Source organism: Ancylomarina euxina (genome assembly GCF_003863355.1).
Taxonomy (GTDB): Bacteria; Bacteroidota; Bacteroidia; order Bacteroidales; family Marinifilaceae; genus Ancylomarina; species Ancylomarina euxinus.
In genome coordinates this window covers 418,995-433,915 of the sequence record NZ_QQWG01000001.1, presented here as the reverse complement: position 1 = coordinate 433,915, position 14,921 = coordinate 418,995, and the positions used below count along the sequence as shown (strand labels likewise).

Below are 14,921 nucleotides of genomic sequence, written 5' to 3'. Positions count from 1 at the left end.
TTAAATATTAAGATACAGAAAGCGACTATTTCTTATGAAATAGCCGCTTTTTTTTATCGTCTATATTCAAAACATTAAGCTTTTGTATTCACCATCCAAATTGAAAAAACATTCAAATAGTTCCAGAATGACACCACTAATTCTTCTGGAGCGTCAAGTTTGGGAAGAATTTCTTGATAAGCATTCAACCATACAACTCGTGCTTGAGGTGTAATTTTAAAATGAGCATGACGACTTACCAACATTGGGCTTCCCTGATTTTGATTGAAATAATCAGGACCACCTAAAGCTTGAATAAAAAAATCTGATGAGCGCAGCTTAGCTGCCTCAAATTCCTTATCCCAACGAGGAAACATTTCTCCAATTTCACCATTGCGTAAAATATCATAATGATCGCTCACCATCTTTCTCACGCCTTCTTCTCCAATACAATCTAATAATCGGACATCGGGACGAGTTACTTGAGGCCGTCCTCCACCCTCAGGAACAGGTGTAATTTCTAATTTCATACCTAACATTTTCATCTAACAGCCACAATTAATTCAGAATTTTCTTCTGAAAAGGGTTCATTTAATATTTATTCTCCAAATTCTACACAAATTAAAGACTTTCAAGTCTTAAATTAGCATTTTGAGCGAAGATTTTTAATCTGATATATTTTTTATAGATTTATAAGATCAAAACCTTACAACGTAAACAAGTTTTCTTGTTTTAAAATGACACAATATGGATACAAGCAAAGTTGATTTATTCCTAATGACTAATGCTAAATATTTTGAAAGTTATCAGATTCCTGCAATCAAAAATATGATTCAGGATCTTGATGATGATAAATTTATAGTATTACAAACTTTGAATCTTAAAGATCCAACAGTAGCACTTATTCTATCACTTTTGAATATCGTAGCTCCATTTTCTTTTGATCGTTTTTTTATTGGTGATATAGGTTTAGGTATCATCAAATTACTGACCTGTGGTGGTCTTTTTATTTGGATTATAGTTGATTGGTTTATTATTATGGAACGAACTCGTCAGGTTAACTACGAAAAGCTTCAACAAGCATTAATGTATAATGCCTAAGAAACAATTATACCAGCTCGTTACTCTACTTTCAGTTTTAGCTTACGGCTGGCTTATCTACAATTCCTTCTTTACTAACACAAGTGGAGAAGGAATTACTGTTTGTTGGTTTAAGACCGTAAGTGGTCTGCCCTGCCCTGCCTGTGGTTCCACCTCTGGTATTGTCGAAATTTTTAAGGGGAATTTCTACAAAGCTTTCCAATATAACCCATTCGCCTACAGCTCACTTTTCATCCTAATAGCATCTTCTTTCTGGGTAACATATGATATTTCTACCAAAAAGGATGGCTTCTATAGATTTTACCTGACCGTCAACAACAAGCTAAAAAAAAAGAGAATAATCATACCGATTATCCTCCTGTTTCTTATTATATGGATGTGGAATATCTATAAAGCTATTCACTAGGTTTATTCTCAAATTAATTCATAATATTTCGAGGATTTCCCTCAAGCCAAAGCTTAATATTATCCATCACAATATCGATACGCTTATCGAATGATTCGTGACTGGCAAATGCCAAGTGCGGCAACATGATTAGGTTTGGTGCCGTGAATAAAATATGTTCTTTTTCCAAAGGTGGTTCCTTTTCATAAACATCAATGGCTGCACCTGCAATTTCACCATCTTCTAAAGCTTTACAAAGCGCCTCACTATCGACAACTGGACCTCTAGCCGTATTAATAAGAATAGCCGATTCTTTCATCGCTTTGAATTCATCAGCTCCTATCATCCCCTTTGTTTCTTCAGTCAAAGGTGTATGCAAAGAGATAATATCTGCTTCTTTCAATAGTGTTGATAGGCTTACAAATTCAAGGCCATCAATCTTTTTTTCTGTTCGGCTATAAGCCAATACTCTACAATTAAACACTCTGGCTATTTCTGCAACTCTTAATCCTATAGCACCTGCACCAATAATTCCAATACATTTCCCATTAAGTTCAGTGCCTAAAAAAGTGCCACGATTACCTCCAAAACGTGTAATCGCATCTCCCCCTACAATTTTTCTATACAAAGATAAAATCATTCCAAGAGTCAATTCTGCCACTGATTCTGTTGAAAATCCTGCTGCATTACTTACCAATATATCTCTATCCTTACAAGCCTGCATATCGATATGATCAACACCTGTAAAAGCAACAGAAATCATCGACAAATTAGGGCAGTTAGCTATGAAATTAGCCGAAATTGGAATATTACTCACAACAATAGCATCAGCAGACTCCGCTCGTTTGATCAATTCATTCTCGTTTTCATTTCGATCAGAAAAGAAAATAAGCTCATGTCCTAAGGCTTCAAAATCATGTTTGAGTTGATTGAATTTGCAAGCACTAATTCCAATAGGTTCTAAAATAGAGATCTTCATTTTGTAATAGATATAGGAATGGTAAAAGTCCGTTAGTTGTTATTCATCACATTAAAAGTGATTTATCCTCAATATTTCTTAAATTTAGTATGACTAAAGCAAAGTAACATGTCTTCAAAAATAGAAATTATAAAGGAACTGCTAAACAATTTCGGCAACGAAGTCTTAAAAAGTAAGGAATATGCTGAAATTTGCTTGAAAATATTGAGTAAACTGGAGAAGCATCCTGATAAGCCAATGCTTAGCGGTCAAGAAAATATTTGGGCTGCCAGCATAGTTCATGCTGTTGGGTCTATTAACTTCCTATTTCACTCTAAATCAACCCCCAGCATCAGCAAAACTGAATTCAATCAGCACTTTGGGACAAGCTCAAAGGTCATAGAGGTCAAATCAATACAAATACAAGACTTATTACATTTAAGCTCTTACAACACACAATACTTGATTAAAGCCTCACAACATGATAATCCTATAGATAAAATAAAAGAGGTCATTATTAAGAAATTTGGCGTTTCAGAGGCTGAGGTTGAAGAAATACTAAAGCATGCAGGCCACCCTGATTGCCCGATTATCCCTAAATCTGATTATAGTGCCCTTACGATTATTCCTAAACAAAAGTTCTGGGATTGGGTCGCCACACAAACCAATATAGATGATTTATCCCATGAAATGAAAACAGATTTTAATATTTATCTGATTCCGGATATCGAATTGGAATCATCATTAGAGGAAGAGCTACACGAAAATTTCGAAGAAATATTTAAAATTGAACTGGCTAGATATATCAAGATCGATTCCAAATTCCCTGAGGTAAATTTCATGGAATTTTTACAATGGTTCGACGTAAAAAGTTCGTCTCATGTGATGGATCTTACTGGGGAATTGCTGGATGATTTTGATGATGAGGATTTCTTTGATGATGATCTTGGGCCTAAAGACAAGAACAAGCCACCTGACTTCTCCCAAAATTAACTTTTCTCTTCATATCAAAACACTCTATTTCTTAGTTAATCAAAATCCTAAAGCAATAAAAGAATACACACGCATATATATAATGATGAATTACATGATTAAAATATAGACCCTATATTTAGGAATGAGTATAAAACCTTTCTACTTTTGCAGCCAAATCAAAAAAAACAAATTTTATTATGGCAGATTACACGCAAATGTGGACTGAACTTGGTTTAAACCATGACAATCACAATGCTCTATTGGACAATTTAGGACATGCATATCAGTCTATTTTCATGGCACAAGAGAAACGACCTGAAGGCATGTCGTACTTCGATTTTGTAATGAGCGAGGCTCATGGTCTGAGAATTCAGGAATTGCGTGAAGAGCAAGAAGCTGGTCGCAAAATTATTGGATCTTTTTGCGTTTTTGTTCCTGAAGAGATTGTCTTAGCTGCAGGTTGTACTGCTGTTGGTTTATGTGCTGGAGCTGATTTTGCTCAGGAAGAAGTTGAAAAAGTACTGCCTCGTAACACCTGTTCTCTTATTAAATCCTTTTTTGGATTCAAGCTTGGAAAAGTTTGTCCTTATATGGAAGTATCTGATATGATTGTTGGTGAAAATACTTGTGATGGTAAGAAAAAGTCATTTGAGATTTTCAAGGATATGGTTCCTAACTTCTATCAAATGGACCTACCTCAAACCAAAACACCTATGGCTAGGCATATGCTTAAGCAGGAGTTTAAAAGCTTTATTGAAAAGCTTGAAGAAATGACTGGTAAAAGCATTAGCCTTGAATCTTTAAAGCAAGGTATAGCAACTGTGAATGCAAAACGACAGGCTTTACGTCGTCTATCAATGCTTCGTGCAGCAGATCCTGCACCAATTTCAGGTTTAGATGCCTTATTAATTAATCAAATTGCATTTCTAGATAACCCAATTCGATTCACTGAAAAAGTGAATGCTATCTGTGATGAACTTGAATTGAAAGTCAAAGAAAATGAAGGAGTAAAAACAGCTAAAGCTCCTCGTGTTCTAATATCAGGATGCCCTATGGCAATTCCAAATTGGAAGCTGCCTTCAATTATCGAATCAACTGGAGCTGTTATTGTTGGGGAAGAGTCTTGTATTGGAGAACGCGGTCAACGCAACCTAACAGACGATACTGCTGATAATTTAGATGGTTTAATTGATGCTATTGTCGATCGTTATCTTAAGATAGATTGCGCGGTATTCACTCCTAACCAGGAGCGTGTTAATCATATTAAGGAAATGAGCCAGCAGTACAATGCTGATGGTGTTATTCATTACGGTCTTCAGTTCTGCCAACCTTATATTATGGAATCTTTCTCTGTAGAAAAAGAGTTGGAGAAACAAAACATCTCGGTTTTACGACTTGAAACGGATTACAGTCAAGAAGATATGGGGCAATTATCAACCCGTGTGGAAGCTTTTGTTGAAATCATTAAATAAATAGAGCTTATTAATATTTCAAGAGTGAGAAACAAATTCTGTTTCTCACTCTTCATGTTTCGATCCTAATAAGAAATTAAACTAAAACCATGAAACGTCCATTCATAAAACTTTCTGCACACAGGGAAATGATTATATGGTAAGTTACATATGGCAAAAATTATAAAGTTAAAAACATATGAAACTAGCAGGTATTGATATTGGCTCTAGAAGCATCGAACTCATTGTGTTAAAAGATGGTCATGTTATTCATAGTAAGCAAGCAGATTCGGGCTACAATCCTATAGAGAGAGTTAAAGAGTTAACTTCAGGTATTTCTTTTGACAAGATAATGGCAACCGGTTATGGACGAAGCATTGTAGAGGTCGCTTTTGATTACCCAACCGTTACAGAAATAAAAGCCTATGGAGCTGGGGCAACTGCATTATTTCCCGGAGTTAGAAGTGTTTTGGATATTGGAGGACAAGACACCAAAGTCATTTCCATAAATGAAAATGGTAAAGTGGTTAAATTTGAGATGAATGATAAGTGTGCAGCAGGCACGGGTAAATTTCTTGAAATGATGGCCACAACTTTAGGCTTTGAGCTACCAAGTCTGGGAGCAGCAGCTTTAGAAGGCACTGAAGGTATCGAAATCAATAGCATGTGTGCTGTATTTGCAGAATCGGAAGTCACATCATTATTAGCAAAAGGCTGTCAAAGAAGTGATATTGCTTTGGCTATTCATCAATCAGTGTGTAGACGTGCGGTGGGCATGCTTCGCCGTCAAAATATAAGCACTCCTCTAATGTTTGCTGGTGGTGTTGCTAATAACAGTTGTATGATTCAACTTTTACAAGAAGCTTTGGGTCAAAATATTATTATCCCAACAAACCCCCAATTTGTAGGTGCGCATGGAGCCGCAATTCTGGCTGGGCTATCCTAATGTCCATCATCAGAAAACACCTTTTTAACTGAAAAAAAAAGAAAACTTGAATCAAGATTAACGATGCAAGTTTTCAATTGACTGTGATGTCCTTATTTTTTTGTTCTGATATACACGTGTTTTATTGTGGCCCTATCTGTCTCACGCTCATCGATATCAAAATGCTTTTTAAGAGATTTGATTAATGGGGTTAGTTTTTCAAAACCATAATTTCGAGGATCAAAATCCGGCCTTTTCTTAATCAAGAGATTTCCTACGTCACCAAGAAATGCCCACCCATCCTCATCAGCGATATCATCAATACTGGAAGCGACCAGACTAATAATCTTTTTATCGAGCTTATAGATCGAGGACTTTTTCACCACTTCCTTCCTAGGTGTTTCATCAACGACTGAAGGTTCGGCAGGACTCGAACTTTTTAGAATTTCAAGGTAAATAAACTTATCACAAGCTACAATAAAAGGGTTTGGTGTTTTTTGTTCCCCAAAGCCAAACACCTTCATCCCCGATTCTCTTAACCTGATTGCCAATCTTGTGAAATCACTGTCGCTAGATACAATACAGAATCCATCCACTCTTTCGGTGTATAAAATATCCATAGCATCAATAATCATAGCTGAATCTGTCGCATTTTTTCCCGACGTATAACCATATTGCTGTATGGGTGTAATGGCATTCTCAAGAAGAACTGACTTCCAGCCAGCTAAATTAGGCTTTGTCCAATCTCCATAAATTCGTTTAAAGGTTGGAACGCCATATTTGGCAATTTCTTCCATCATACTTTTCACATTCCACGAAGGCACATTATCTGCATCAATTATAACAGCAAGTTTTAAATCTTCATTTGTTTTCATATAATCTATAATATAGGAATCATATCGCTTTGATAATTAATATTTCGCAAGCGACTACTCCCTTAAAGTTAAGTTTAATGGCTTCGATTTCATTATCTAGCCAACATTTTTTAGCACATCATCTTCTATTTCAAGATAATCATGCATATAGTAAGGATCTTTTATGAATTTATTCCAATCAGCATAAAAAACACTTATCATCTGATCAAGCAATTGAGTATCCACTCTCGCCTGGCTTTTCTTTAAATTCATGCAATATTTCAAAAGATTGTAACAAGCCGTAAATTGTCCACATGAAACCAGATTTTTAAGTCTGGAAACTTCTCTATCCTCTTCGGTAAACCAGAGTGTCGTGTCCATTTCACAAGCAATCTTGGCCGAATTATAAATCAATTCGCTTGGCTCATTTATCAGCTCTACTTTTATATCCATTTCCTTTTCATCAGAATCTCCCAATTGATACTGCTCTTTGGTCAATTCATAAATCAAAGTCGTAATTCGCCTATTTTTCAAACACTCATCCTTATAAAGTAAGTCATAATTCAATCGCCGGATTTGTTTCAAGAAGATATCACTAATCATGAGTAATGATGAAGTCCCTCTTTCTTCAATCATTCTTTGTATCAAGCGAAGTTTGAGATTCTGAAATCGATTTAACTTACCCTTCATGAATTTGGGAACCATACCCATCATCCAGGTCCACAATCGGATCGATTTCTCCTCCATTTTACCGATAAAATACTTAAGAGCAATTGCGAAAAGAGCGAACATAGCCATTGCACCTCCACCTATAAAAAGCCCAACCGATGGTCTATTCATAAAACCTGATAGTAATAAACCAAAACTGATGAGCAGCGGTAACCACAACCACCAACTTAGCTTCAATTTTTCCACGAGAAGACTAAATAACTGCTTAGGACTCTTAGACCAACCCATTCTAACCATTTCAATTTCTGAAGGTTCCCAAGCCTCCATAAAATAGCTCCCCACGTCGCAAACCATAATCAGATCATAAGATTCGCCCTCGTTCACGCGTCTAACCTCAGCATTTATAATACTACCTATTCCTTGATTATCGACAATTCCTCCATCCATAATACCAACCCCATTTTTGAATTCTGGCTGTGCCTTAAGAGCCTTATAGACTGCTGAGTTGTGATCACTCACATAATCATCGGGCATAAGTATGGGTTCAAAACCTATAGGAAAACATGAAGAAGAAGCAATAGCATCGGCAATCTTAATCTCATCGCTAATTTGATTTAAATGATGATTATAAAGACGGTAATTCCCAAAACGACCTGTGGTTTGAAATCGAAAAGCCAAGCCAAAAGAAAAATCAGTCGCATTAAAACAGATATCTTCAAGATGTGATTTATTTTGCTTTAGAAACTTAAAATCCTCATCAGTAAGTAAATCACTATAGGCTAAAGCAAAAGCATTAATTAGTGAACGTCTTTTGTGTGATATCTCCCACGTTTCATCAGAATCAAGCTTTTCGAGCGCAAGTCCCAAAAGCTTATCCTCATTAAGAACTTTGTAAAAATCACGATAAAATGTCTCGAATCTACTCCCTTTTGCCATATAATAAGCATAAGTGCCTCCCATTAGTGTTCCACCACTAACTGTACTTAATCCTTTTACATGCTCCAATAAAGTCTTATCCTTAAACTGAACCAGCTTTAAATAGGACAAAACACCTAATCCAAAAGCTGAAGCTCGATAACCTCCACCGCTAAAGGTAAGCGCTATATTTTCGAAAAGATTAATTTGAGGGCATGAATTCTTCTTTTCTTTTTCCATAGCAGTCTCTTTTATAAAGAATACGACATAAATCCAGGCTACGAGAGATGATAAACCCGCAGAATAAATTTAACAAGAAAAGAGGTGAGATCAATACCCTTTAAAAAAAATCTTAGGATTTATTCTTATCCAAATTGAATCTTAAAAGACAATTAAGAAGGAGAAAGATCTATTTTTTCTTACTGATAAGGTACACGCCAAGAAGAATAAAGAGCATGCAAACCAAATGAAGAAGTGTAATTTTCTCACCATCTACTAGCCCCCACATAATCGCAAAAATAGGAATGATATAGGTTACAGATGAAGCATAAATGGCTGAAGCATGGCGAATCAAGCTATTCATTAATACCAGAGCAATAGCTGTTCCTACTATACCTAAACCTGCCAAAGCCAGTAAATGAATTGGCCATGAAGGGTTCTCAAGAACTGGAGCAAAATTAGTCGTCAAGAGATAAATTAGAGCTGCTGGTCCAGTAAATAAAAAAGCAAGAGACGTAATTTGCATGCCAGAAAGATGAGACAACCTTGCTTTTATCTCGTTGATGTTAATGGCATAAAAACAGGTTGCAAGCACAATAAATAAAGCATATGAGTTAATGTGTCCAAACTCCAATCCATTACCTGAAGCAATTAAACCGATGGCTCCCAATAAGCCCACAAGCAAACCCAAAATATGAAATAATTGGAATTTTGTTCGATGAAAAAATACACCTACAACCAATGTAAACACAGGAGTCATGGAGTTCAACATACCTGCCAAAGCACTATCAATTTGAGTTTGAGCTTTCGTAAATAAAAAAGCTGGAATAAAACTGCCTATAAAACCTGCAATCAATAAACTCTTTACATCCTTCTTCTTTAGATGCTTCAGATTTTTTATTGAATATGGTAAGAGAACCATCGATGCCAACAACATTCTAATTCCTGCAGCCTGATCATTGGTAAAACTCTTCAAACCTATTTTCATCAGAATAAAAGAAGAGCCCCAAACAAAGGCAAGAATTAATAGAATGGTAAACTGAAACCAAGGCTTTTTCCAAATCATAAGGCAGAATTTTTTAGGTTCTGCAATATAGTTGGATTCTCAGTTCGTGATACAAGTCATTAAAAATAAATAGCGAATAAACCAGAATTGATTGCAATCAAACATTCTTTTCACAATATTTTACCAATCAATAAAATCTCTTTTCGATGATAAAACTTAAAACGAAGGTGAAGATTGCCAAATATAACAGTTTACCAGAGTCTCCATTTTCCTCGATACCCAATTGGGTGAGGTGCATTAGGATAACTCCAGCAATAATTCCCAACACCAAACCAGATCCCAGACATATCGTTCGAGGTATTAATCTCAAAACACTTACTATGATTTACATGACACCGACATCAATTTTTAGGTTGATGAAAAATTTGGATTAAAAACTCCCTTTTAGTTTTGTTTCACGCATAAAATTAACAAGAGAATAAGACTGACTTAACCTTTGAAATCCGATTGCTAGCTAGATTTGAATAAAAAACAAATGGAACTATTTATTCTATCATTCGGTGCTTTATTCTCAATTATGAACCCATTGGGTACTGTCCCTATTTTTGTAGGATTAACTCAAAACAACAGCAAAAAGGAAAGAGCCGGCATCGCTTTCTGGACATCATTTAATGTCCTAATTATTCTTCTATTCTCATTCTTTACAGGGAAATATCTACTCAGTTTCTTTGGGATAAGTCTAAACTCACTAAAGATTGCAGGAGGTTTAATTATTGCAACATCAGGTTTTGCCTTACTTACAGGTAAATTTACCGAACACAAGGGAATGAAAAAATCACGTGTGAAAGATGATATTCATACTCGATCGGAGATTTCATTAACTCCTTTAGCTATTCCCATGTTAGCTGGACCAGGAACCATATCTTTGCTAATAGCCTACAATCAAGAGTACACAAGCATGATTGATTGCATAAGCATTTTAGGATCTGTTGTGGTCAGCAGTTTTAGTATTTACCTCAGCCTTAAATCGTCGCACTATATTGTAAAAATGCTGGGAGCTTCAGGTATAAATGCCCTATCGAGAATTATCGGTTTTATTGTGATTGCCATTGGTATTGAGCTAATCGTTGTTGCCGTACTTAGTATTTTAAAATTGGCTGGCTTTTAAACGACCAATAAGCCATTCTCTCTTAAAAACAAAATTGACTTGGAGTACCAGAACAATTCGAAGTTCTCAAACTCCGACTCAAAGCTTACCTTAAGTGTTGCAAAGGTGAATGTTTCTTCTTCATTTATCGAAAGACGATCAAGAATATCAAGAAACCATTCGCCATACTTCTTTTCCATGCTCACATTAACAACCCCCGTTTTATTATGGAAACTCATTTCGAAGATTTCAAGAGTTTGTCCCTTTTTCTTTTTAGTATAGGATGAAACCAAAGGCAAGCCTCCCAACCAAATAATTTTAGCAGAAGCCTTACTCATAAATGGTTCTTCAGCCTGCAAGCAATTTTGAATAAAACCACGCTTGATTGTTGTTCTGGGAATTTTAAAATCAAACCAGTCCTGTAATGGCATATCAAAACCAATATCGTGCATGTAGTTGTACAGAGATTTTTTCAATCCGAAACTGAACTTATCATGCTTAATTCCCGTCTTATCCTTAAACTGAACATCATTATTGGCGAAACTGATTATCTCATATAATGGTTTCAAACCATAGCCTTCCGGATTAAGACCTATAGGACTATGAACTGTAAGGGCAAACTGATGCCAAAAGCCAGACTGGACAATACCAGCTTCAAACAACTGTCGAACCATCTCTAGACTATCAACCGTTTCCTGGACCGTTTCAGTTGGAAAACCATACATCAAATAAGCATGAACCATAATCCCCGATTCAGTCAGGTTATTGGCAACACGAGCAACTTGCTCTACGGTTGTTCCCTTGTTGATTAAAGCCAGCATTCGATCCGAAGCCACTTCCAATCCGCCTGATACGGCAATACAACCCGACGCCTTTAAAAGGGCACACATATCTTTAGTAAAACCTTTCTCAAAACGAATATTGGTCCACCAGGTCAGACTTAGTTTTCTCTTAATAATCTCAATAGCCACTGCCTTCATCAAAGCGGGTGGTGCAGCCTCATCCACAAAATGAAAGCCCGTCTCACCCGTTTGAGCAATCAGTTCTTCCATCCTATCAACCAAACTTATCGCACTTAACGGTTCAAACCGTTTGATATAATCTAAGGAGCCATCGCAGAATGTGCATTTTCCCCAGTAGCAACCATGAGCCATGGTCAATTTATTCCAGCGTCCATCACTCCAAAGGCTGTGCATAGGATTGGTAATCTCAATAACAGAGATGTACTGATCCAGTAATAAATCTGAGTAGTCAGGAGTTCCTATATCCTCTTGTTTATAATCTTTTAAAGGTGAATCGTTCTTGTAAATTACTTCTCCATTTTCACAGATAAAAGTCCGTTTCAGTTCACCCTTTCCTGATGGATTTGATATAGATTGCCAAAGCAGATCCAATGGTAATTCTCCATCATCCAAAGTGATAAAATCGACGAATTCAAAAACACGAACGTCGCTTAAACTTCTCAACTCGGTATTCGGGAAACCACCTCCCATTACAATTTTAATCTCAGGATAGTTTGCCTTAACAAACTTAGCACATCGAAAGGCAGAGTATAAATTTCCTGGAAATGGTACAGACAAACAAAACAGCTTAGGTTGCTCCTCTTTCAATCGTTCATCAAGTAAACTTAGACTAAGCTCATCAATATAAGTTGCCTGCTCTTTTAAACTATCATATATCTCATCGAAACTCGAAGCCGATCGCCCCAAACGTTCAGCATAACGACTGAATCCAAAATTTTCATCGATACATTCGATAATAAAGTCAGATATATCTTCCAGATAGAGAGTCGAAATATGTTTCGCCTTATCCTGAAAGCCCATCATCCCAAAGGCCGTATCCAACTCATTAACTTGTTCGAATCGTGAAGCTTGTGGTAAATAATTATCTGTACAAATCTGACGTGCTAAATTCTGATTCTTGCCTTGAACAAATGTAATAACAGCATCAATCGTTCTCAAATAATCTGCCTTTAGAGCATAAATACGTTGTGCATTTTCCGACTCTACCGTTTCATTAGTGTAGGCAATATCGAACAGTTCCTCTAAGCTATCGCGTGTAAAAAGAGCTAGAATAACTTCTATACCTAAGTCCATCTGATATGATGAAACCCCTTTTGTATTAAAGAACCCTTTTAAATAAGCCGTTGCCGGATAAGGAGTATTTAGTTGAGTAAAGGGGGGAGTAACAAGAAAAATATCTTTCACGATAGAGATAATTAAATAAATGTGTTCTGTGTAAGTATAAATGTCATATCAGACTTTCGCATACAAAATTACTAGGATCTGTATAAAACTTATTGTTTTAAGCTTATTTATTATTTCGAAAAAAGTAATCGGGAATCTCCTTGAGAACTTGACCTCTTAATTTTCAAAACCAGACGACACATTTTCTATATTTACTTCAAAGCTGCAGGTAAGTTGAAAATAAACTGGCTCCCCTTACCAACTTCACTTTCTATCCATATTTCACCACCTTGCTTTTCCACAAACTCTTTACAAAGAATTAAGCCCAAACCTGTCCCTTTTTCTTTCTCTGTTCCGAGCCTCGAAACATTTTTATTCATCATAAATAAATCGGCAATTAAATCTTTAGGGATACCAACACCTGTATCACTTACCGATATTTCAATAAACCCCTCTTTTTCTGATTTTTTAGCTGAAACAATAAGAGACCCTTTATTCTCGGTGAATTTTACACCATTTGAAATTAAGTTTTGTAAAACAGTATGCAACATATTTTTATCTGCTAATACAATCAAACTGTCTTCTACATTCTCAATTAATTGTATGTTTTTGTTAGAGGCTGCTGTTTGGCACAACAAAATGATTTCTGAAATAAATGATTTTATTTGTATTTCTTCTTGCACCAATACAATTATTCCTCTTTGCGAACGAGACCATGTTAGTAAATTCTCTAATAATTGATACGTATTTTTTGAACTCGTATTTAATGTTTCAATAATAGATTTTCGTTCTTCATCATCGAATGTATCGTAATTTTCAACAAGCATATCTGTAAAACCAAGTAAGGAATTGAATGGGCTTTTTAGGTCGTGAGATATAATTGAAAAAAACTTGTCTTTAGTTTCATTGCTGATTTTCAATGACTGCAATGCTATCGATCTATAATACTGAGCCTTAGACAACCTCCAGGATATTATCAACAAGCTCGTTGATAAAAACAACAATATGATGCTTAAATATCTGCGACGCTCGTTACGTTTTGCATATAACACTTCTGAAGATATATATGACACAATTATCCAGTTATACTTTGTTTTGGATTCTGATTCTCCTGATAAAATAGCTTTCCCCGAACCCATGCTCGATTTCTGGCCTTCAAGAAATGGATAAAGCCTTTTAAACGTATATAAGCCTTTTTTTGTTTCAAACTGAGCAGCTTCTTCATTTTTAATTCTAGTCCATGCTTCAGCATATTGATTTGAAAAAGTCAAGTCAATTTTATCTTCATACATAAAGCCCCACTCTTCTGCAGGAGTTGAACCTTTAAGCCAAAAGCCGTCAGAATTTAATAACATCATCTGACTATCAATGGCTGGATTCGAGTGAATTTGGATCTGATCAAGAATAGTTTGTCCAAAATAATTAAACAATAGAATTCCACGCTTCTTACCAAGCCGATCAAAAATAGGTGTTCCAAATCGAATCATAGGCTTAATCGGTTGTTCTATTTCACCATTTTCGATATTCAAATCAATTGGTGATACAAAAACTTCATTTTTACTTAAACTAAAGGTCTTAGTAAAATAATAACGATCCCTTTTGTTTTGAAGATCTTGCAGTGGAACCACCATCGGATAGCCATTATTGAAATTAACTCGTATGACTTCCATACCATCTTCATCAATTAATCGCACTTGATCATAAATTCTGTGGTAAACCACAACATTCAAAAGTTCCTTAGTGAGTACTTCAACAACATCAGAGTTTCTACTCTTATCCCAAATCTGTTCCTCTCCCACATTTAAGCTTAGAATTAACAAATCATCTATAACGTGGTTGATCTCATTTTCAATATTTTCTAACTTGGTATTGACAATGCTTTCCTCAGTACTCTTGTACACTTTCATCTCTAAGTTCTCCTGAGTAATCAGAATTAGAAGACTTGCCGAAAATATCAAGACGAAAATGGGTAGAAAAACGATAAGAGTTCGTATTATAATACTACGATTCGTTTTTTTAATACGGTTAAAAACTTTTTTTTTGTTGGGAATCTTCGTTCTTTGCCTCATTCAAATTGGAATTTGTTCCTTCTTCACATTGCTACCAACAAATGGGGAACCTATTACTCCAAGTTATACCGCCTATTTGTTC

General features: G+C 35.8%; 13 protein-coding genes. 6 read left to right on the top strand and 7 right to left on the bottom strand.

Annotation, left to right across the window (positions count from 1 at the left end; translation table 11 throughout):
- Positions 1–74: 74 nt before the first annotated feature.
- A complete protein-coding gene (locus tag DWB61_RS01845; protein WP_125029188.1) occupies positions 75–509 on the bottom strand; it encodes a globin domain-containing protein in 435 nt (144 codons plus the stop codon).
- A 217-nt stretch (positions 510–726) separates the two neighbouring features.
- Between DWB61_RS01845 and DWB61_RS01840 the strand changes: the two genes are divergently transcribed.
- On the top strand, positions 727–1,080 hold the full coding sequence (locus DWB61_RS01840) for a TM2 domain-containing protein (RefSeq protein ID WP_125029187.1): 354 nt from the start codon (positions 727–729) through the stop codon (positions 1,078–1,080).
- On the top strand, positions 1,073–1,486 hold the full coding sequence (locus DWB61_RS01835; RefSeq protein ID WP_125029186.1) for a DUF2752 domain-containing protein: 414 nt from the start codon (positions 1,073–1,075) through the stop codon (positions 1,484–1,486). The genes DWB61_RS01840 and DWB61_RS01835 overlap by 8 nt, the downstream gene beginning before the upstream one ends.
- Positions 1,487–1,499: 13 nt before the next feature.
- Here DWB61_RS01835 and DWB61_RS01830 read toward each other — a convergent pair whose 3' ends face one another.
- Positions 1,500–2,444, bottom strand: coding sequence for an NAD(P)-dependent oxidoreductase (locus tag DWB61_RS01830; RefSeq protein WP_125029185.1), 945 nt, complete (start codon positions 2,442–2,444; stop codon positions 1,500–1,502).
- A 108-nt stretch (positions 2,445–2,552) separates the two neighbouring features.
- On the opposite strand from DWB61_RS01830, the gene DWB61_RS01825 reads away from it, so the two are divergent.
- From DWB61_RS01825 to DWB61_RS01815, 3 genes are all read left to right on the top strand, one after another.
- On the top strand, positions 2,553–3,416 hold the full coding sequence (locus tag DWB61_RS01825) for a DUF6398 domain-containing protein (protein WP_125029184.1): 864 nt from the start codon (positions 2,553–2,555) through the stop codon (positions 3,414–3,416).
- A gap of 179 nt (positions 3,417–3,595) precedes the next feature.
- A complete protein-coding gene (locus DWB61_RS01820; protein ID WP_156190143.1) occupies positions 3,596–4,870 on the top strand; it encodes a double-cubane-cluster-containing anaerobic reductase in 1,275 nt (424 codons plus the stop codon).
- 178 nt (positions 4,871–5,048) lie between these two features.
- A complete protein-coding gene (locus DWB61_RS01815) occupies positions 5,049–5,795 on the top strand; it encodes an acyl-CoA dehydratase activase (RefSeq protein ID WP_125029182.1) in 747 nt (248 codons plus the stop codon).
- Between the two features lie 92 nt (positions 5,796–5,887).
- Here the strand turns inward: DWB61_RS01815 and DWB61_RS01810 are convergent, their stop codons facing one another.
- The 3 genes from DWB61_RS01810 to DWB61_RS01800 all read right to left on the bottom strand — a co-directional run bounded on the left by DWB61_RS01810 (position 5,888) and on the right by DWB61_RS01800 (position 9,497).
- The gene (locus DWB61_RS01810) at positions 5,888–6,649 is read right to left on the bottom strand and encodes an NYN domain-containing protein (protein WP_125029181.1); all 762 of its coding nucleotides are present in this window, start codon (positions 6,647–6,649) and stop codon (positions 5,888–5,890) included.
- A gap of 96 nt (positions 6,650–6,745) precedes the next feature.
- Entirely contained in the window at positions 6,746–8,452 is a 1,707-nt protein-coding gene (locus tag DWB61_RS01805) for a patatin-like phospholipase family protein (protein WP_125029180.1), read from the bottom strand.
- A 169-nt stretch (positions 8,453–8,621) separates the two neighbouring features.
- Positions 8,622–9,497 carry a DMT family transporter gene (locus DWB61_RS01800; RefSeq protein ID WP_125029179.1) on the bottom strand — a complete coding sequence of 292 codons (876 nt, stop codon included), beginning with the start codon at positions 9,495–9,497 and terminating at the stop codon, positions 8,622–8,624.
- 475 nt (positions 9,498–9,972) lie between these two features.
- Here DWB61_RS01800 and DWB61_RS01795 point away from each other — a divergent pair, with 475 nt between their 5' ends.
- Positions 9,973–10,605: a MarC family protein gene (locus DWB61_RS01795; protein WP_125029178.1), complete on the top strand. Its 633-nt coding sequence runs from the start codon at positions 9,973–9,975 to the stop codon at positions 10,603–10,605.
- On the opposite strand, the gene DWB61_RS01790 is transcribed toward DWB61_RS01795, so the two are convergent.
- Both DWB61_RS01790 and DWB61_RS01785 read right to left on the bottom strand, forming a co-directional pair.
- Positions 10,602–12,791: a B12-binding domain-containing radical SAM protein gene (locus DWB61_RS01790; protein ID WP_125029177.1), complete on the bottom strand. Its 2,190-nt coding sequence runs from the start codon at positions 12,789–12,791 to the stop codon at positions 10,602–10,604. The genes DWB61_RS01795 and DWB61_RS01790 overlap by 4 nt on opposite strands.
- Before the next feature lie 191 nt (positions 12,792–12,982).
- Positions 12,983–14,839: a sensor histidine kinase gene (locus DWB61_RS01785; RefSeq protein WP_125029176.1), complete on the bottom strand. Its 1,857-nt coding sequence runs from the start codon at positions 14,837–14,839 to the stop codon at positions 12,983–12,985.
- Between the last annotated feature and the right edge of the window lie 82 nt (positions 14,840–14,921).

Bases quoted from the DNA above. Each gene is read 5' to 3' on its own strand.
- DWB61_RS01845 (WP_125029188.1), bottom strand. From the start codon at position 509: ATGAAATTAGAAATTACACCTGTTCCTGAGGGTGGAGGACGGCCTCAA.
- DWB61_RS01840 (WP_125029187.1), top strand. From the start codon at position 727: ATGGATACAAGCAAAGTTGATTTATTCCTAATGACTAATGCTAAATAT.
- DWB61_RS01835 (WP_125029186.1), top strand. From the start codon at position 1,073: ATGCCTAAGAAACAATTATACCAGCTCGTTACTCTACTTTCAGTTTTA.
- DWB61_RS01830 (WP_125029185.1), bottom strand. From the start codon at position 2,444: ATGAAGATCTCTATTTTAGAACCTATTGGAATTAGTGCTTGCAAATTC.
- DWB61_RS01825 (WP_125029184.1), top strand. From the start codon at position 2,553: ATGTCTTCAAAAATAGAAATTATAAAGGAACTGCTAAACAATTTCGGC.
- DWB61_RS01820 (WP_156190143.1), top strand. From the start codon at position 3,596: ATGGCAGATTACACGCAAATGTGGACTGAACTTGGTTTAAACCATGAC.
- DWB61_RS01815 (WP_125029182.1), top strand. From the start codon at position 5,049: ATGAAACTAGCAGGTATTGATATTGGCTCTAGAAGCATCGAACTCATT.
- DWB61_RS01810 (WP_125029181.1), bottom strand. From the start codon at position 6,649: ATGAAAACAAATGAAGATTTAAAACTTGCTGTTATAATTGATGCAGAT.
- DWB61_RS01805 (WP_125029180.1), bottom strand. From the start codon at position 8,452: ATGGAAAAAGAAAAGAAGAATTCATGCCCTCAAATTAATCTTTTCGAA.
- DWB61_RS01800 (WP_125029179.1), bottom strand. From the start codon at position 9,497: ATGATTTGGAAAAAGCCTTGGTTTCAGTTTACCATTCTATTAATTCTT.
- DWB61_RS01795 (WP_125029178.1), top strand. From the start codon at position 9,973: ATGGAACTATTTATTCTATCATTCGGTGCTTTATTCTCAATTATGAAC.
- DWB61_RS01785 (WP_125029176.1), bottom strand. From the start codon at position 14,839: ATGAGGCAAAGAACGAAGATTCCCAACAAAAAAAAAGTTTTTAACCGT.